Origin of the sequence: Streptococcus oralis (genome assembly GCF_003943415.1) — a bacterium.
GTDB lineage: Bacteria > Bacillota > Bacilli > Lactobacillales > Streptococcaceae > Streptococcus > Streptococcus oralis_BJ.
Genome location: NZ_RJPK01000002.1, coordinates 238,023 through 254,450, shown reverse-complemented (window position 1 = coordinate 254,450; position 16,428 = coordinate 238,023). Strand labels below are relative to the sequence as shown.

17 protein-coding genes are annotated in these 16,428 nt (G+C 42.7%); 6 read left to right on the top strand and 11 right to left on the bottom strand.

All coding sequences use genetic code 11. The annotated features are described in order from the left end of the window. Window positions 1–67: 67 nt before the first annotated feature. Window positions 68–538 carry a class Ib ribonucleoside-diphosphate reductase assembly flavoprotein NrdI gene (gene nrdI / locus D8801_RS03935; protein WP_000724238.1) on the top strand — a complete coding sequence of 157 codons (471 nt, stop codon included), beginning with the start codon at window positions 68–70 and terminating at the stop codon, window positions 536–538. An 83-nt stretch (window positions 539–621) separates the two neighbouring features. Here the strand turns inward: nrdI and D8801_RS03930 are convergent, their stop codons facing one another. The 3 genes from D8801_RS03930 to argS all read right to left on the bottom strand — a co-directional run bounded on the left by D8801_RS03930 (window position 622) and on the right by argS (window position 4,459). Beyond that, the gene (locus D8801_RS03930; protein WP_038804663.1) at window positions 622–1,884 is read right to left on the bottom strand and encodes an NRAMP family divalent metal transporter; all 1,263 of its coding nucleotides are present in this window, start codon (window positions 1,882–1,884) and stop codon (window positions 622–624) included. Window positions 1,885–2,079: 195 nt separating this feature from the next. Continuing rightward, on the bottom strand, window positions 2,080–2,325 hold the full coding sequence (locus tag D8801_RS03925) for a MarR family transcriptional regulator (protein WP_125848006.1): 246 nt from the start codon (window positions 2,323–2,325) through the stop codon (window positions 2,080–2,082). A gap of 445 nt (window positions 2,326–2,770) precedes the next feature. Beyond that, the gene (gene argS, locus D8801_RS03920; protein ID WP_125848004.1) at window positions 2,771–4,459 is read right to left on the bottom strand and encodes an arginine--tRNA ligase; all 1,689 of its coding nucleotides are present in this window, start codon (window positions 4,457–4,459) and stop codon (window positions 2,771–2,773) included. Window positions 4,460–4,606: 147 nt separating this feature from the next. Here argS and argR point away from each other — a divergent pair, with 147 nt between their 5' ends. Together argR and mutS are read left to right on the top strand one after the other, a co-directional pair. Next, window positions 4,607–5,062 (top strand): arginine repressor, encoded by a 456-nt coding sequence (gene argR, locus D8801_RS03915; protein ID WP_125848003.1) that lies wholly within the window; start codon window positions 4,607–4,609, stop codon window positions 5,060–5,062. A 50-nt stretch (window positions 5,063–5,112) separates the two neighbouring features. Then, window positions 5,113–7,647, top strand: a complete 2,535-nt coding sequence (gene mutS / locus D8801_RS03910) for a DNA mismatch repair protein MutS (protein WP_125848001.1) — start codon at window positions 5,113–5,115, stop codon at window positions 7,645–7,647. Window positions 7,648–7,687: 40 nt separating this feature from the next. On the opposite strand, the gene D8801_RS03905 is transcribed toward mutS, so the two are convergent. Continuing rightward, the gene (locus tag D8801_RS03905; RefSeq protein WP_125847999.1) at window positions 7,688–8,146 is read right to left on the bottom strand and encodes a DUF3021 domain-containing protein; all 459 of its coding nucleotides are present in this window, start codon (window positions 8,144–8,146) and stop codon (window positions 7,688–7,690) included. Then, window positions 8,143–8,583: a LytTR family DNA-binding domain-containing protein gene (locus D8801_RS03900; RefSeq protein WP_125847997.1), complete on the bottom strand. Its 441-nt coding sequence runs from the start codon at window positions 8,581–8,583 to the stop codon at window positions 8,143–8,145. The genes D8801_RS03905 and D8801_RS03900 overlap by 4 nt, the downstream gene beginning before the upstream one ends. Before the next feature lie 210 nt (window positions 8,584–8,793). Between D8801_RS03900 and mutL the strand changes: the two genes are divergently transcribed. Continuing rightward, entirely contained in the window at window positions 8,794–10,743 is a 1,950-nt protein-coding gene (gene mutL / locus D8801_RS03890) for a DNA mismatch repair endonuclease MutL (protein WP_125847993.1), read from the top strand. A 150-nt stretch (window positions 10,744–10,893) separates the two neighbouring features. On the opposite strand, the gene D8801_RS03885 is transcribed toward mutL, so the two are convergent. Continuing rightward, window positions 10,894–11,391 carry a helix-turn-helix domain-containing protein gene (locus D8801_RS03885; protein WP_125847991.1) on the bottom strand — a complete coding sequence of 166 codons (498 nt, stop codon included), beginning with the start codon at window positions 11,389–11,391 and terminating at the stop codon, window positions 10,894–10,896. A 159-nt stretch (window positions 11,392–11,550) separates the two neighbouring features. Here D8801_RS03885 and ruvA point away from each other — a divergent pair, with 159 nt between their 5' ends. Both ruvA and D8801_RS03875 read left to right on the top strand, forming a co-directional pair. Further along, the gene (gene ruvA / locus D8801_RS03880) at window positions 11,551–12,144 is read left to right on the top strand and encodes a Holliday junction branch migration protein RuvA (protein WP_125847989.1); all 594 of its coding nucleotides are present in this window, start codon (window positions 11,551–11,553) and stop codon (window positions 12,142–12,144) included. 9 nt (window positions 12,145–12,153) lie between these two features. Next, window positions 12,154–12,720, top strand: coding sequence for a DNA-3-methyladenine glycosylase I (locus tag D8801_RS03875; protein ID WP_125847987.1), 567 nt, complete (start codon window positions 12,154–12,156; stop codon window positions 12,718–12,720). A 79-nt stretch (window positions 12,721–12,799) separates the two neighbouring features. Here the strand turns inward: D8801_RS03875 and D8801_RS03870 are convergent, their stop codons facing one another. The 5 genes from D8801_RS03870 to D8801_RS03850 all read right to left on the bottom strand — a co-directional run bounded on the left by D8801_RS03870 (window position 12,800) and on the right by D8801_RS03850 (window position 16,367). Beyond that, a complete protein-coding gene (locus D8801_RS03870) occupies window positions 12,800–13,063 on the bottom strand; it encodes a SemiSWEET family transporter (RefSeq protein WP_000166112.1) in 264 nt (87 codons plus the stop codon). 105 nt (window positions 13,064–13,168) lie between these two features. Next, window positions 13,169–14,203, bottom strand: coding sequence for a S66 family peptidase (locus D8801_RS03865; protein ID WP_125847985.1), 1,035 nt, complete (start codon window positions 14,201–14,203; stop codon window positions 13,169–13,171). 167 nt (window positions 14,204–14,370) lie between these two features. Then, window positions 14,371–14,718: a TfoX/Sxy family protein gene (locus D8801_RS03860; RefSeq protein WP_007520826.1), complete on the bottom strand. Its 348-nt coding sequence runs from the start codon at window positions 14,716–14,718 to the stop codon at window positions 14,371–14,373. Between the two features lie 15 nt (window positions 14,719–14,733). Beyond that, window positions 14,734–15,411 carry a DUF1129 domain-containing protein gene (locus tag D8801_RS03855; RefSeq protein ID WP_185758492.1) on the bottom strand — a complete coding sequence of 226 codons (678 nt, stop codon included), beginning with the start codon at window positions 15,409–15,411 and terminating at the stop codon, window positions 14,734–14,736. Window positions 15,412–15,422: 11 nt separating this feature from the next. Next, window positions 15,423–16,367 carry a magnesium transporter CorA family protein gene (locus D8801_RS03850; RefSeq protein ID WP_000815617.1) on the bottom strand — a complete coding sequence of 315 codons (945 nt, stop codon included), beginning with the start codon at window positions 16,365–16,367 and terminating at the stop codon, window positions 15,423–15,425. Window positions 16,368–16,428: the final 61 nt, after the last annotated feature.

Below are 16,428 nucleotides of genomic sequence, written 5' to 3'. Positions count from 1 at the left end.
AAGGGAACTATCAAGTTACAATCTTGTTAGTTCTTTTTATATCGTAAACATAAAAATCGAGGTCAAAATGAAAAAAATATCCTTAGTGTATATCAGTTTGAGTGGGAATACAGAGAGTTTTGTAACTCGACTCAAGGACTATCTCCTGTCTCAGTACGAAGGGATTGAGGTCCAAAAGATCCATATCAAGGATCTAGTCAAGGAAGGTCAAGAATTCTTTGAGATGGATCATCCTTATGTCGCCTTTTTACCAACTTATCTAGAAGGTGGAAATGGTGTCGATAACGGCGATGTTGAAATTTTAACGACTCCAGTGGGTGATTTTATCGCCTATGGAGACAATGCCAGTAAGTGTTTTGGTGTAGTGGGCTCTGGTAATCGCAATTTTAATAATCAGTACTGTCTGACTGCCAAGCAGTACAGCCAGCGCTTTGGTTTCCCTGTATTGGCTGACTTTGAAATGAGAGGAATGCTGGGAGATATTAAAAAGGTCGCAGCGATTATCGCGGACTTATATGGATTGGACTCAGAAAGTTAGAATCGTTCAAGTAGGCAGTTAGGTTTTCTCAACTGCCTTTTGAATGCAGAAAAAGCACCCAGACGAGGGTGCTGCTTTGTGAACTAGCCTGCTTTTCCGATGGCAAGTGCATAGATAAAGAAGATGGCAAATCCAAAGAGGAAAATCAATCCTGCAATGGCGAGGAGTTTCAACCAAGAAGGAAGATTTTTATTTTCACCTGTGACCAAGACATAGTTCAAAAGGGCAAAGAATGGTGTTGTAAGAAAAGATCCAATCATGGCAAAGCGGAGCATGGTTGAAACTTGACCGGCAAAGAACTTGATGATGACGATACCGATGATAGCTGTGATAGTCATCCAGATGTTCAAAGATTTACGATTATCCTCTTTTTGATTTGCCAAGAGTTGAAGGGATGCCTGATTGACACGTGAATAGCCATCGATGACAGTAATCACTGTCCCAAAGATACAGAGGAAAGCGATGAAGGTAATCAAATATCGAGACCATTCGCCAAGGACAGAGGCGTACATGCCCACAAATTGCGAGATGTATTTGGCAGATGCAGCTTCAACTGCTTGACCTGTAGGATACTGAATGAGTGCTCCTAGTGCCACAAAGAATACAGCTAGGATAGCAGTTCCAATGTAACCAACGTTAAAGTCGAAAAGAGCATCCTCTGTATTAAAGTTGACGGTCTTTTTCTTTTCAGCCGACCAAAGTGAGTTGATAGCTGAGATTTCAATAGGAGCAGGCATCCATCCTAGGAGAGAAACGATAAAGGGGAGGGCCGCCATTTGCCAAGGTGTTTTCTCGATAAAATCCGAGCTGTATTCCGGGTGCTTAACTGCAGCAATGATGACGGCAAGAACAGTTGCAATAGTCAAGGCGGACATGATCCATTTTGCCATACCATCCAATAGTTTGTAGCCACCAAAGAGCAGCATGGCCCAAATGACAGCAACAAGGATAAGAGACCATTGAGTGATACTAAGACCAATCATTGGAAAGGCGCTAGCAATGATAGCTGAGCAAAGGATGGCAACACCGGCAGTATTGACCAAGGCAGAAAAGACATTGAGAATAAAGAAAATCCAGAGATAGAGTTTTCCTTTTTCTGCATAGCCTTCAACCAAGGTCTTTCCAGTATCTGCTGTGTATTCAGCACCAAAACGGAAAAATGGATATTTAAAAACATTGGCTAAGATGACCAAGAGAAGCAGAGACCATCCATAAGAACCGCCAGCTTGAGTGGAGGATACGATGTGAGAACCTCCGACTGCAGCGGAAGCCATTAGGATCCCGGGTCCCATTGCTTTCAGCTTGCTTGTCCAGGTAGATTGGTGTGATGAAGTAACTTGTGACATAAAAACCTCCTGTTTTTGAATTTTCAGAATAATCTGAATAGGTAGCTACTATTCTACAAGAAACTTATGAAAAATGCAAGAGAATTTTTGAAAAATTTAGAAAATTTCAGAAAAATCATATGAAAGATATGATTATCACAAGGAAATGGGATTGATGAGAGTAAAAAATCCGAGAAGAAAGCTTCTCGGATTCCCTTATTTCAGTTGCTCAGTGATTTCCTTAGAAAGCAGGAGTCCCAAACGATACCCTTTATTGATGTAGGCTATGACATCATTGATATTTTCCGTTGTTTGGATCCTTTCGCGTATGTCTGTTTTGAAAGATTCGTCCCTCAGAAGCTGTTCCTGAAGGAGTTGTTGAAGTTTTTCTTTTTCGTATTTATTGATAAGAAAAAGAACGACAAGACTGATAAGAACTAAGATATAAGCGTACTGGCTCATAAAATCTCTCCTGATTTGATAAAAAATTGAAGGCATAAGAAAAGCGAAAGAAATTTTCGCTTTTCAACTAAGTCACTAGACGAACAGAACAGGTATCTGATAGATTAAGTCAGACGGTCTGGACCTTTAACCGAAACGTCCGTCCAATTTTTAATGAAGACTAGTAAAGCGCCAAGCTAAAGTCCGTATAGGATTTGGCGTTAGTTACTTAGATTGCTTTATGATTAAGTTATTTGAGTGATTAGGACATGCGCCTAAACCAATCGCTATAATTTGTTGGGATGCATTAATGAAGCGTTTAGGCAATTCGCCATATAGTTACGACGTACTGTAATAGAAATCGATATTATTTCTATTACAGTACTAGTGAAGCAGTTAGCTAGTCCGCATAAAAGCGGCTAGTGTCTAACAATTAGGAACTTTAGTTCCAATTGTTAGTACTGAATCACATCTTCTCTGGTGCTTCTACTCCAAGCAAACGAAGGGCTTCTTTGAGAACAACAGCTGTTGCGTAGCTGAGGGCTAGACGGCTGTCACGCTCTGGACTTTCATCCAAGATACGAGTGTGGGCATAGTATTTGTTGAAAGCCTGAGCCAAGCTGATTGCATACTTGGCAATGAGCGATGGATCATAGTTGACAGATGCGCGTTTGATGACACGGGCAAAGTCTTGGAGAAGTTTGACAATTTCCCAGCTTTCAGCATCATTTAGACTGTAACTTGCTTGAGCATTTGGTTGGAAGTCTGCTTTTCTAAGTAGAGACTGAATACGTGCGTAAGCGTATTGGATATATGGACCAGTCTCACCTTCAAAGGAAACCATTGCTTCCAAATCAAAGTCATAACCATTTCGACGGTCAGTCTTCAGATCGTAGAATTTGACAGCTCCAACCCCAACAGCTTGGGCGATTTGATCCTTGTTTTCGAGGTCAGGATTTTTCGCTTCGATTTGTGCTTTGGCACGGCTGATAGCTTCCTGAAGGGTAGGTTCGAGCAGGATGATATTTCCTTTACGAGTAGAGAGCTTTTGACGATTCTTGGTTACCAAACCGAAGTCTACGTGAATCATATCATCGCTCCAGTCAAATCCCATTTTTTTCAAGACGGCTTTTAACTGTTTAAAGTGGTTAGACTGCTCTTGACCAACTGCGTAGACATTTTTAACAAAATTGTAAGTACGTGCACGGTAGATAGCTGTCGCAATGTCACGTGTGATGTAGAGGGTTGCACCGTCAGATTTCTTAATCATAGCGGGTGGAAGTTCAACATCATCGAGGTTGACAATGCTAGCTCCGCGTGACTCCTCTAGCAAACCTTTTTCTTCAAGGATTTGCACGGCTTCGTCCATCTTGTCATTATAGAAGGCCTCCCCGTTTAAGCTATCAAATTCAACATTCAACAGTTTGTAAATGCGGTTGAACTCAACCAAACTTTCGTCACGGAACCATTGCCAAAGTTGAGTTGCTTCTGGATCGCCATCTTCCAATTTTTTAAACCAGAGACGTCCTTCATCATCAAGAGCTGGGTCATTTTCGATTTCAGCATTGATGCGAACGTACAATTTTAACAATTCGTCAATTGGATTAGCTTCTACGGCTTCCTTACTTCCCCATTTTTTATAAGCAACCATGAGAAGACCAAACTGTTTACCCCAGTCCCCAAGGTGGTTGATTTTAATAGTGTTGTAGCCCATTTTCTTAAAGATATTAGAAAGAGCATCTCCGATAACAGTTGAACGTAAGTGACCTACTGAGAAAGGTTTTGCGATGTTTGGACTTGATAGGTCAATCGTGATATTTTGCTCTTTGCCTTCCGTTTGTTGAGCGTAGTCAGATCCTTTTTCGATGATCTCTTTGATAACTGCTCCAGAAATGGCAGCTTTATCAAGGAAGAAGTTGACGTAAGGGCCAGTTGCAACAACTTTTTCAAAGGCTTGGCTGTTGATTTTTTCAGCGATTTCAGCAGCAATCATTTGCGGGGCTTTGCGTTCGACTTTTGCAAGTGAGAAAGCAGGAAAAGCGATATCTCCCATGTCAGAGTTTTTTGGTTGTTCTAGTAAATTGAAAATAGCCTCTTGATCCAGGCTATCGATGACGCTAGCCAATTCACTAGCAATCAGTTTTTTTGTACTCATAAGTAGGCTCCTTTTGGACTTTTATTCTATTTTATCATAAATTTAGTGAAAGAAGAAAGATTTTTTTGAATTATTCAGTTTTTTTGGTATAATTATATCTAAAAATAAACCCGAAATCGGTTATAAATATTCATGTAAGAGGTTGATATGAGAAAAAAAGAACGACACCAGTTGATTAAAAAGATGATCACTGAGGAAAAACTAGCTACACAAAAGGATATCCAAGATCGCCTAGAAGTTCGGAATGTCTTTGTGACGCAAACGACCTTGTCTCGTGACCTGCGCGAGATCGGCTTGATCAAGGTTAAGAAAAATGGTATGGTGTATTATGTGCTAGCGAATGAAACAGAAAAGATTGATTTGGTAGAGTTTTTGTCGCATCATCTAGAAGGGGTTGCGAGAGCAGAGTTTACTTTGGTACTTCATACCAAGCTGGGAGAAGCAGCTGTCTTAGCAAATATTGTTGATGAAAATAAGGACGAGGCGATTTTAGGAACAGTTGCGGGAGCCAATACCTTACTGGTTATTTGTCGAGACCAGCATGTTGCCAAGCTCATGGAAGAGCGTTTGCTAGATTTGATGAGAGAGATGAGAGATAGATAGGGTTTTGGGACTTGTTCTCAAACCTTATTTTTGGCAAGGAGAGACGTAAAATGACGACAGAAAAGCTATCACCTGGCATGCAACAGTATGTGGATATTAAAAAGCAATATCCAGATGCTTTTTTGCTCTTTCGAATGGGTGATTTTTATGAATTGTTTTATGAAGATGCGGTCAATGCGGCGCAGATTTTAGAGATTTCACTGACCAGTCGTAATAAAAATGCAGAAAATCCGATACCCATGGCGGGTGTCCCCTATCATTCTGCCCAGCAGTATATTGATGTTTTGATCGAGCAGGGCTATAAGGTAGCCATTGCAGAACAGATGGAAGATCCTAAACAAGCAGTTGGGGTTGTCAAGCGAGAGGTGGTCCAGGTCATCACACCTGGTACAGTAGTCGATAGCAGTAAGCCTGATAGTCAGAACAATTTCTTGGTTGCCATAGATCGTGATGGCAATCAATTTGGCCTAGCTTATATGGATCTAGTGACAGGTGATTTTTATGTGACAGGTTTATTGGACTTTACCCTCGTTTGTGGGGAAATCCGTAACCTCAAGGCTCTAGAAGTGGTGCTGGGTTATGACTTGTCTGAGGAAGAAGAACAAATCCTCGGTCGTCAGATGAATCTGGTACTTTCTTATGAGAAGGAAGGCTTTGAGGATATTCATTTACTGGATCCACGATTGGTAGCTGTGGAGCAAGCGGCAGCTAGTAAGTTGCTCCAATATGTTCATCGGACTCAGATGCGGGAATTGAACCATCTCAAACCAGTTATCCGCTATGAAATCAAAGATTTCTTACAGATGGACTATGCGACCAAGGCTAGTCTGGATTTGGTTGAGAATGCCCGTTCAGGCAAGAAGCAAGGCAGTCTTTTCTGGCTTTTGGATGAAACCAAAACAGCTATGGGAATGCGTCTCTTGCGTTCTTGGATCCATCGTCCTTTGATTGATAAGGAGCGAATCGTCCAACGTCAAGAGGTGGTGCAGGTCTTTCTTGACCACTTCTTTGAGCGCAGTGATTTAACGGACAGTCTCAGGGGTGTTTATGATATCGAACGCTTGGCTAGTCGGGTTTCTTTTGGCAAGACCAATCCCAAGGATCTCTTGCAATTGGCGACCACCCTATCCAGTGTACCACGGATTCGAGCGATTTTAGAAGGGATGGAGCAGCCTGCTTTGGCCTATCTCATCGCACAATTGGATGCCATTCCTGAGTTGGAGAGTTTGATTAGCGCAGCCATTGCTCCTGAAGCTCCTCATGTGATTACGGAAGGTGGCATTATCTGTACGGGATTTGATGAGACCTTGGATAAATACCGCCGTGTGCTCAGAGAAGGGACTGGCTGGATTGCTGAAATTGAGGCAAAAGAGCGAGAAAACTCTGGCATCAGCACGCTCAAGATTGACTACAATAAAAAGGATGGCTACTACTTCCATGTGACCAATTCGCAACTGGGGAATGTGCCAGCCCACTTTTTCCGCAAGGCAACGCTGAAAAACTCGGAACGCTTTGGGACTGAGGAATTGGCCCGTATCGAGGGGGATATGCTGGAGGCGCGTGAGAAGTCAGCCAACCTAGAGTACGAAATCTTTATGCGCATCCGTGAGGAAGTCAGCAAGTACATCCAGCGATTGCAGGCTTTAGCCCAAGGAATTGCGACAGTTGATGTCTTGCAGAGTCTGGCGGTTGTGGCTGAAACCCAGCATTTGATTCGACCGGAGTTTGGAGAGGATTCCCAAATTGATATCCAGAAAGGGCGCCATGCTGTCGTTGAAAAGGTTATGGGAGCTCAGACCTATATTCCAAACAGTATTCAGATGTCAGAAGATACCAGCATTCAATTGATTACAGGGCCCAACATGAGCGGGAAGTCTACCTACATGCGCCAGTTAGCTATGACAGCGGTTATGGCCCAGCTGGGTTCCTATGTGCCGGCTGAGAGCGCCCATTTGCCTATTTTCGATGCTATCTTTACCCGCATTGGAGCAGCAGATGACTTGGTTTCAGGTCAATCAACCTTCATGGTGGAGATGATGGAGGCCAACAATGCCATTTCGCATGCGACCAAGAATTCCTTGATTCTCTTTGATGAGTTAGGTCGAGGAACTGCGACTTATGATGGGATGGCTCTTGCCCAGTCCATCATCGAATATATTCATGAACATATCGGAGCCAAAACCCTCTTTGCGACCCACTACCATGAGTTGACCAGTCTGGAGTCTAGCTTGGAACACTTGGTCAATGTTCACGTGGCAACCTTGGAGCAGGATGGACAAGTCACCTTCCTTCACAAGATCGAACCAGGACCAGCTGACAAATCCTACGGTATCCATGTTGCTAAGATTGCTGGCTTACCAGCAGAACTTTTAGCAAGAGCGGATAAGATTTTAACGCAACTGGAGAGTCAGGGGCAAGAAAGTCCAGCTCCGATGAGGCAAACAAGTGCCGTTACGGAACAGATTTCACTCTTTGATACGCCTGAAGAACATCCTATCCTAGCCGAATTAGCTCAGCTGGATGTGTACAATATGACACCAATGCAGGCTATGAATGTATTAGTCGAGTTCAAACAAAAGTTATAAAAAGAGCCCACTCACATTTTTGTGAGTGGGTTTTTCTCTATTACTTTTTATGGGTCAAGAGTTGATTGATGTGGTCCACCTTTTTAGCTTCTCTTTTATAGAGGATAGACCAGATGATGAGGTAGACGATAGCAAACTCTGGAATGAGCTGGAGATAGAAGGTCCAGTGGAAGGGGAACCAACCAGCCAGAGTTGCCAGTGGGACAAAGCCAGCCAGCATGAGGAAGAAATGGGAAAGAGTCGCACGAAGCATGCTCCAGTCACGTCTGAATAATCGGTTGCCAAAATTGAAGAGAATACCGATAGCTGCCCAGATAAGTGTGCAGTAGAGCAAGACCAGGGCACCGTGAACCTGATGTTGAAACATCACTTGGCCGATTAGAGAATCGGAACTCAGTGGGGCGTAGGTACTTGGTGCATAAATGAGTGAAAAAATGATAGAGAGGATGAGGCCGATAAGAACACCAGCGGCTGCATCGTGAAAGATTTGTTTTTTCATAGTTCTAATTTCTCCTTGATGGTTTTTAGGTAACGGCGTGAAGAGTAGGTGAAGCTTTCATTTTTTAGAAAGATTTCTACCAGACCGTTGGGGGTTAGCTTGAGATGAGAGATCGAGTCGATATTGATGATTTCTGATTGGGAAATTTGGATAAAAGTGGTCGGCAGAATTTCAAGAACTTGATAGAGACGCAAATCAATGGTGTAGGTCTGAGATGCGGTTTCTGCTAGAACCTTCCGATTCTCGATATAGAAGCGTTGAACCTTACCAATCTTAACTAGATAGACCTGATCCTCGATTTTTCCTTTGATTGTTTCTTTTTGGTCAAGATTTTCCGCGAACTCGATGACTTTCTGGACTTTTTCGGTCGGCTGAGGTGCTTGGACAATCAGCTTTTCTTCCTTGTAAGTTTCATTAATCTGTAGTTCTACTTTCATAAATTTCCCTCCCTTTTTCAGTTATACAAGCTTGTGATCACTTCCTGTACACTTTTATTAAACACTATTTTATTTTCAAAAACAAGAGCTTTTGCCTATGTGGAGGGATTTGGAGTCTATGTGGTATTTGCTTTTTCTGGTAGCATCTGAAATATGGTATAATAGCACTAATCAATTTCTAGGAAAACAGATACAGAAAGGGGCTGAAAGATGTCTCATATTATTGAATTGCCAGAGGTGCTGGCAAACCAGATCGCGGCAGGAGAGGTCATTGAACGTCCTGCCAGTGTGGTGAAAGAGTTGGTAGAAAATGCCATTGACGCTGGTTCTAGCCAGATTATCATCGAGATTGAGGAAGCAGGTCTTAAGAAGATCCAAATCACAGATAATGGTCATGGAATTGCCCACGATGAGGTAGAGTTGGCCCTGCGTCGCCATGCGACCAGTAAGATAAAAAATCAAGCAGATCTCTTTCGGATTCGGACGCTTGGATTTCGTGGTGAAGCCCTACCTTCTATCGCTTCTGTTAGTGTCTTAACTCTGTTGACAGCGGTGGATGGTGCGAGTCATGGGACCAAGCTTGTCGCGCGTGGAGGTCAAGTCGAAGAAGTCATCCCAGCGACTAGCCCTGTGGGAACCAAGGTTTGTGTGGAGGACCTCTTTTTCAACACGCCAGCCCGTCTCAAGTATATGAAGAGCCAGCAAGCGGAATTGTCTCATATCATTGATATTGTCAACCGTCTGGGCTTGGCCCATCCTGAGATTTCTTTTAGATTGATTAGTGATGGCAAGGAAATGACACGAACAGCAGGAACAGGTCAACTGCGCCAAGCTATTGCAGGGATCTATGGTTTAGCTAGTGCCAAGAAGATGATAGCCATTGAGAACTCGGATCTGGACTTCGAAATTTCAGGTTTTGTGTCCTTGCCTGAGTTAACCCGTGCCAACCGCAATTATATCAGCCTCTTCATCAATGGGCGTTATATCAAGAACTTTCTGCTCAATCGTGCAATTCTTGACGGCTATGGCAGTAAGCTCATGGTAGGTCGTTTTCCACTAGCTGTCATTCACATCCATATTGATCCTTATCTGGCTGATGTCAATGTGCATCCGACCAAGCAAGAAGTACGAATTTCCAAGGAAAGAGAGCTGATGGCGCTAGTCTCAGAAGCTATTTCAAATAGTCTCAAGGAACAAGCCCTGATCCCTGATGCCTTGGAAAATCTTGCCAAATCTACCGTACGCAATCGTCAAAAAGTAGAGCAGACCACTCTCCCACTCAAAGAAAACACACTCTACTATGAACAAACAGAAGTAACAAGACCGACTCAAGTTGAGGTTTCAGACCATCAAGTAGACCTGACAGAAGAAAGACAGGATTTGACCCTGTTTGCCAAGGAAACCTTGGACCAGTTGACCAAGCCTGCAAAACTGTATTTTGCAGAGAGAAAGCCAGCTAGCTATGACCAACTAGACCATCCAGAGCTAGACCTTGCTAGTCTCGATAAGGCCTATGATAAGCTGGAGCGAGAAGAATCATCAAGTTTCCCAGAACTAGAATTTTTCGGACAAATGCACGGGACCTATCTCTTTGCCCAAGGGCGAGATGGGCTCTACATCATAGACCAGCACGCGGCTCAGGAACGGGTTAAGTACGAGGAATATCGTGAAAGCATCGGCAATGTTGACCAGAGCCAACAGCAACTCTTAGTGCCCTACATCTTTGAATTTCCTGCAGATGATGCCCTGCGTCTCAAGGAAAGAATGGCACTTTTGGAGGAAGTAGGCGTCTTTCTAGCAGAGTATGGAGAAAATCAATTTATCCTACGTGAGCATCCAATTTGGATGGCAGAGGAAGAAATCGAGTCTGGTATCTATGAAATGTGTGACATGCTGCTCTTGACCAAGGAAGTTTCGATCAAGAAATACCGAGCAGAGCTGGCTATCATGATGTCCTGCAAGCGGTCTATCAAGGCCAACCATCGTATCGATGACCACTCAGCCAGACAGCTTATTTATCAGCTTTCTCAATGTGATAATCCCTATAACTGTCCCCACGGACGTCCCGTTTTGGTGCATTTTACCAAGTCAGATATGGAAAAAATGTTCCGACGTATTCAGGAAAATCATACGAGCTTACGAGAGTTGGGGAAATATTAAGAACACAAAAAGCCTTTGTTCCTTTTGAACAAGGCTTTTTAGCTTTTCTAAGGAGGTACTTTGACTGAACATGGGAAACTTGACACGAGGTTTACACTTGCTTGACAAGAATAGTCCTATAAAAATATTGCGAAAACTAAATTAGGTGATTCAATATTTTGTAGAGTTGTCTTTGTCTGAAGGATTCTCAAGACCAATCACTTTATCAAGATAACGTTGTTTGGTTTTGAGAGCCTTGTTGATAGCAATTGCAGAAGCGATTAAGAGAACGAAGGTTAGCCAGATCCAAGCAGTGAATTCGACTGGAAAACTAGAACCGGCTAAAAAGAGATAGATAGCTAAAGCCAATACGAAAATATAAATCACTTGCCAGAGACCAAAGGACTTAACTTCTTTATAGTATTTGTCCTTGTCTTCCTTCAAAATCACTGTCGTGGAAGACTTTTCAGAGTTTTCATCCAGTAGTAGATAGTCAGTTGTCACTTGAAAAATCTTGCTTAATTCAATGACTTTTTCGATTTCAGGAAGAACTTGTCCAGACTCCCATTTGGAGATACTTTGCCGAGAAACATTGATTTGTTCTGCTAGCTTTTCTTGGGACCAACCTTTTTCCTTTCTGAGCTCAAATAGTTTTTCTGCGAGTTTCATGATTCTATCCTCCTTTTTCTACTTCTATCCTAACAATTTTTACTTATAATGAGAATACAATCTCCTGTACTATTTGTCAACCAGAGGGTGCACCTTTTGTTGCAGTCTGTCTTGAGGAAATATGGTATACTAGATAGGCAAAATAAGGGAGAAAAAATTATGTACGAATATCTAAAAGGAATCATTACCAAAATCACTGCAAAATATATCGTCCTTGAGGCAAATGGTATCGGTTATATCTTGCATGTAGCCAATCCATATGCCTACTCAGGTCAGGTTAATCAAGAAACTCAGATCTATGTGCATCAAGTCATCCGTGAGGATGCCCATCTGCTTTATGGCTTTCGCTCAGAAGACGAGAAGAAACTTTTTCTCAGTCTGATTTCGGTCTCAGGGATTGGTCCTGTGTCTGCTCTTGCTATTATTGCAGTCGATGACAATGCTGGCCTAGTTCAAGCGATTGAGACCAAGAACATCACCTACTTGACCAAATTCCCTAAAATTGGCAAGAAAACAGCCCAGCAAATGGTGCTGGACTTGGAAGGCAAGGTAGTCGTGGCTAGTGATGCCCTTCCTGCCAAGGTCGCAGCGCAAGTCAGCGCTGAAAACCAAGAACTGGAAGAAGCTATGGAAGCCATGTTGGCGCTAGGCTACAAGGCAACAGAGCTCAAGAAAATCAAGAAATTCTTTGAAGGAACGACGGATACAGCTGAGAACTATATCAAGTCAGCCCTTAAAATGTTGGTGAAATAGGAGCAGAGCATGACAAAACGTTGTTCGTGGGTCAAAATGACCAATTCGCTCTACATCGCCTACCATGATGAGGAATGGGGCCAGCCCCTTCATGATGACCGCGCCCTTTTTGAGTTGCTTTGTTTGGAGACCTATCAGGCTGGTCTGTCTTGGGAAACGGTGCTAAATAAGCGCCAAGCTTTCAGAGAAGCATTTTACAACTACCAAGTCCAAGGTGTTGCGGAGATGACGGATGCAGAGTTGGAGGCCTTGTTAGACAATCCAGCCATCATTCGAAATCGAGCCAAGATTTTTGCTACGCGTGCCAACGCCCAAGCATTTCTACAAGTCCAGAAAACCTACGGTTCCTTTGATGCCTACCTCTGGTCTTTTGTCGAGGGAAAAACTATCGTGAATGATGTTTCTGACTATCACCTAGCACCTGCTAAAACAGTCTTGTCTGAAAAGTTATCTCAAGATCTCAAAAAACAAGGCTTCAAGTTCACAGGTCCTGTTGCAGTCTTGTCATTTCTACAAGCTGCAGGTTTGATTGACGACCACGAAAATGATTGTGAGTGGAAAAGCAGAAATAAGTGAGTGCAGTCGTCTAACTATCTGAGAAAATAGAAAAAGCTGAGAAATTTATTTCAGCTTTTTGATTATATGCTAGTAATTTTTATAGTGCAGTAAGAAATGTCAGTCCACCTAAGACAACGCCAGCTGAGTTTGGAATAATTAGTATCCAATCCTTCTTAGGTTCTTTTGTCCACCCGTAAATAACCCAAATTAAACAAGATACTGCTGCGGATAAAGGCTGGAATGGTTGAGCTTTGTTGCCTTGTAAATTGGCAAAAATTTGTGGGATGTAGGCGATAAATACAATAATCCCGATAAAGGCTCCAATTGAACCGACAATTTGATTTATTTTTTGTTTAGTCATATACACCTCCTCTAAAAAGATATCATAGAAATAAGCGAAATGCAATAAATTCAGACACAAATTGTAACGAAAACCAATACAAAAGCACAAAAATAGAGAAACTGTCTATTTTTTGTTATAGTCAAAGCGAATGACTTGTTCTTTTGCATCCACATAAGCATGGATGCAAAAGGGAACAATGGCTCTTGGTGTCGCATGGCCGACATTCAGATTATAGACAATCGGGATATTGCTGTCAATAATGTCCAATAGTGCCTCTTTATAGTCGTCATAGAAAGTTTCATCCATAGGTTTTCCGACCAAGAGTCCACTGATGACCTCAAATACCCCAGTTTCTTTCAAAGCCTGTACCATCTTTTTGAAGTTTTCCGGCTCAGGCTTTTCTTCGCTTGTTTCTAACAAGAGAATCTTTCCTTGCCAGTCGGATAAGTCAGGAAAAAGTTTGTACTTTTGGCAGAGCTCCGTGCTGTCTGCGTATAGAGAATTGTCAAAGTTATCATAGAGAGACTCAAGGCAACCACCGAGAATTTCTCCCTCAAACTGAGCATTTCCTTGTAACAAGTCAAAACCAGTATTTGCATGACTGATACGAGCTGTTCCTAGGGCCTTGGGACTAAAGTCAGTTCGTTCCTCATACCAAACGTCGCTAGGGCGGATTTCTGAGATTCTTCCCGTCTCGATCAATTCTTTAAAGTAGTGGAGACTATAGGGCAACATCTTCTTGTCTAATTCACAAATGTCTGCTAGAAAGGATTGCCCATAAAAAGTCTTGACCCCTAGTTTATGCAACATGAGATGATTCATGGTTGTATCTGAGAAGCCAAGAAAAATCTTTTGTTGGATAACCTTTTGGAGCTGGTCGTTTTCAAAAAGGTAGGGTAGCAAGCGATAGGTATCATCCCCACCGATGGCGCATAGGATCATGTCGATGCTATCATCAGAAAAGGCCTGCATCAAATCCTCTGCACGTGCCTCCGGATGGTCCTTGATAAAGTCTAACCCTTTTAGCGAATGGGGCAGAAAGACAGGATTGAGTCCCAAATCCTTGAGACGTTGAATACCCAAATCGACTTCGTGTTTGACAAAATCCTCTCCGATAACACCACTAGACAAACTCACGATACCAATAGTAGAAACCATATCTCATCCTCCTAGAAATTGATTGAGCCTATTTTATCATAAAAGATGGGAGAAAACTATAGGGATTGGGGGTAGAAGTTCTATTGGATATCAAGAAAGCAAGAAAAAAGCAACCGCTAGTGCAGTTGCTTATCGTTTTACTAATCTGTAATCTCACTAGATATGAGTTACTTGGTTAACTCTTGATTATAGGAGAGGGCTAAATCAATCCAGTAAGGAAGTTCTTTTTGACCTTCAATATCTAGGTCTATATAGCCATGATAAGGTCGCCCTCTCATCAATGTAGTACGAGCTCCTGTTCGGGGTAGAACTTGCTTTTCCATTTCTTTGCCAATTCTCACCATAACCAGCTCGTCCTTTCTGGAACTGACTGTAAGAACCATTTTCCCACGAATCATAAAGGCCAGGCCACCAAACAGTTTCTTTTCTTCTAGCTCTTCTTCGAAAATTTGGGGAGGAAGTTTGAGTGCTAGAATTTTTCGAATCTGCTGTGCTAAGGATTGACTATATGCCATAGCGTTTCACTTTTCTTAATAACGGGATGGGCCTGCGCTTGCGCTTCGGATATTGAAGCGTTTCTTGAGATAGAAGCGAAGGGCGAGAAGGGCTGCTCCTAGGACAGCCAAAGGCAGTGGAGCAAGGATTGGATTGAGAGCTGCTGGAAGGAAGCTTGTTGCGAAGAAGACAGCCAACCAGAGAAGCATAGCAGCGAGGATGACGAGGATTGATTTCCAGAAAGGAGGGCGCTGGCTACGATCTATGTCTGGTCCATAATACTGGTAGACAAAGTAGTACATCAAGTAGAAGGCAACACCTCCAACAAGCCCAACCAACAAGAGGGTAATCAAACCATAGCCAATAGCCTGGTCTGTAGAGAAAAAGTTGGTCAGAGCGCTAACCAGTGCAAAGAGACTGGTGATAAAAAGGGCTGAGTCCATAATCATGAGTTTTGGATCATCATTTTCTTTTGGATGCTCTTTTTCATATTGCTCATTGACAGTGAAGCTATGAGCCCAGTGGGTTGGAGCACCGTAGAGGGAACGTGCAGTCGTCCCTTTGGCTTGCTCTTCAAGGATTTTAGGAATAACTTCCTCAAAGACAGCCTTGATTTCAGCGTCAGTTTTGCCATCTTTGATAAATTGTTGGGTAGCGATGTGGATAAACTCTTGGTTTTTCTTAGTTAATTTTTGTAGATCAATCTGAGACATAGGAATTCCTCTTAGAACCATTTTTTATGGATGAGATAGAGAGTGAGTGAAACACTCATAGCAAAGGCGATAAAGACGATTAACCAGAAGGCGTGGGGTTCACCGTTCAAAGGGATTTCATTATCCTTGAAGTTCATCCCGTAGGCTGAGAAGATCATGGTTGGGACAGACATGACAATGGTCACGAGAGCCAGAGTTTTCATGATATTGTTCTGGTTGTTGGAAATGATAGAGGCAAAGGTCTCTGTCATAGAGTGAAGGACATTTCCATAGATATCTGCCATCTCGATGGCCTGTTGGGTTTCAATCAGAGTGTCTTCGAGTAGATCTTCGTCTTCTAGGTATTTCTTGATATTGCTAGTTGCGCTGGTCAATTTCTTAATCACGCGCTCGTTTGTCTTCAGTGAGGCCTTGAAATAGACGATGGTCTTTTCCAATTCCATGAGCTCGATCAGCTCTTCGTTTCGAGTAGACTTGTGAAGTTGACTTTCGATTTGTTCACTCTTACGGTCAATCGAACGAAGGGCTGTCAGGTAAAGTTCGGCGTTGCGGTAGAGAATCTGGAAGATAAAGCGTGAACGCATGAAGGTGTAGAAGTTGCGCAGTCTACGGTTGATAAAGACATCGAGAACTGGGAGAGGTTCCAAGCAGGTAGTGATAATAGTTTCCTCTGTGATAATAATCCCCAGCGGAATCGTAACGTAGTAGGTGCGATTGTTTCTTTCCTCAGTGATGGGAACGTCTACGATGATCAGAGTGTACTCATCTTCGATGGTAATACGGGACATTTCTTCCGCATCGAGTGGTGCTCGAAGGTCGGCAATATCAATGTCAAAGGCGTTGGCGATTTCCAACGATTCATTTTGTGTAGGATTGACGAGATTGATCCAAGTACCCGGTTCAAGCGTGTCGATCTCTTTAAATTCAGTTGTTGTTGAGAGAAAAACTTGTTTCATATCCCCTATCCTTTCCTACTATTCAGTGGTTCATTTTTTGCACCGTACTATTATACTACAA

What these genes read in the sequence shown, in the direction of transcription:
- argR (WP_125848003.1), top strand. Translation starts at nt 4,607, where the DNA reads ATGAGAAAAAAAGAACGACACCAGTTGATTAAAAAGATGATCACTGAG.
- mutS (WP_125848001.1), top strand. Translation starts at nt 5,113, where the DNA reads ATGACGACAGAAAAGCTATCACCTGGCATGCAACAGTATGTGGATATT.
- D8801_RS03930 (WP_038804663.1), bottom strand. Translation starts at nt 1,884, where the DNA reads ATGTCACAAGTTACTTCATCACACCAATCTACCTGGACAAGCAAGCTG.
- D8801_RS03875 (WP_125847987.1), top strand. Translation starts at nt 12,154, where the DNA reads ATGACAAAACGTTGTTCGTGGGTCAAAATGACCAATTCGCTCTACATC.
- mutL (WP_125847993.1), top strand. Translation starts at nt 8,794, where the DNA reads ATGTCTCATATTATTGAATTGCCAGAGGTGCTGGCAAACCAGATCGCG.
- D8801_RS03925 (WP_125848006.1), bottom strand. Translation starts at nt 2,325, where the DNA reads ATGAGCCAGTACGCTTATATCTTAGTTCTTATCAGTCTTGTCGTTCTT.
- D8801_RS03865 (WP_125847985.1), bottom strand. Translation starts at nt 14,203, where the DNA reads ATGGTTTCTACTATTGGTATCGTGAGTTTGTCTAGTGGTGTTATCGGA.
- argS (WP_125848004.1), bottom strand. Translation starts at nt 4,459, where the DNA reads ATGAGTACAAAAAAACTGATTGCTAGTGAATTGGCTAGCGTCATCGAT.
- D8801_RS03905 (WP_125847999.1), bottom strand. Translation starts at nt 8,146, where the DNA reads ATGAAAAAACAAATCTTTCACGATGCAGCCGCTGGTGTTCTTATCGGC.
- ruvA (WP_125847989.1), top strand. Translation starts at nt 11,551, where the DNA reads ATGTACGAATATCTAAAAGGAATCATTACCAAAATCACTGCAAAATAT.
- nrdI (WP_000724238.1), top strand. Translation starts at nt 68, where the DNA reads ATGAAAAAAATATCCTTAGTGTATATCAGTTTGAGTGGGAATACAGAG.
- D8801_RS03870 (WP_000166112.1), bottom strand. Translation starts at nt 13,063, where the DNA reads ATGACTAAACAAAAAATAAATCAAATTGTCGGTTCAATTGGAGCCTTT.
- D8801_RS03885 (WP_125847991.1), bottom strand. Translation starts at nt 11,391, where the DNA reads ATGAAACTCGCAGAAAAACTATTTGAGCTCAGAAAGGAAAAAGGTTGG.
- D8801_RS03855 (WP_185758492.1), bottom strand. Translation starts at nt 15,411, where the DNA reads ATGTCTCAGATTGATCTACAAAAATTAACTAAGAAAAACCAAGAGTTT.
- D8801_RS03850 (WP_000815617.1), bottom strand. Translation starts at nt 16,367, where the DNA reads ATGAAACAAGTTTTTCTCTCAACAACAACTGAATTTAAAGAGATCGAC.
- D8801_RS03900 (WP_125847997.1), bottom strand. Translation starts at nt 8,583, where the DNA reads ATGAAAGTAGAACTACAGATTAATGAAACTTACAAGGAAGAAAAGCTG.
- D8801_RS03860 (WP_007520826.1), bottom strand. Translation starts at nt 14,718, where the DNA reads ATGGCATATAGTCAATCCTTAGCACAGCAGATTCGAAAAATTCTAGCA.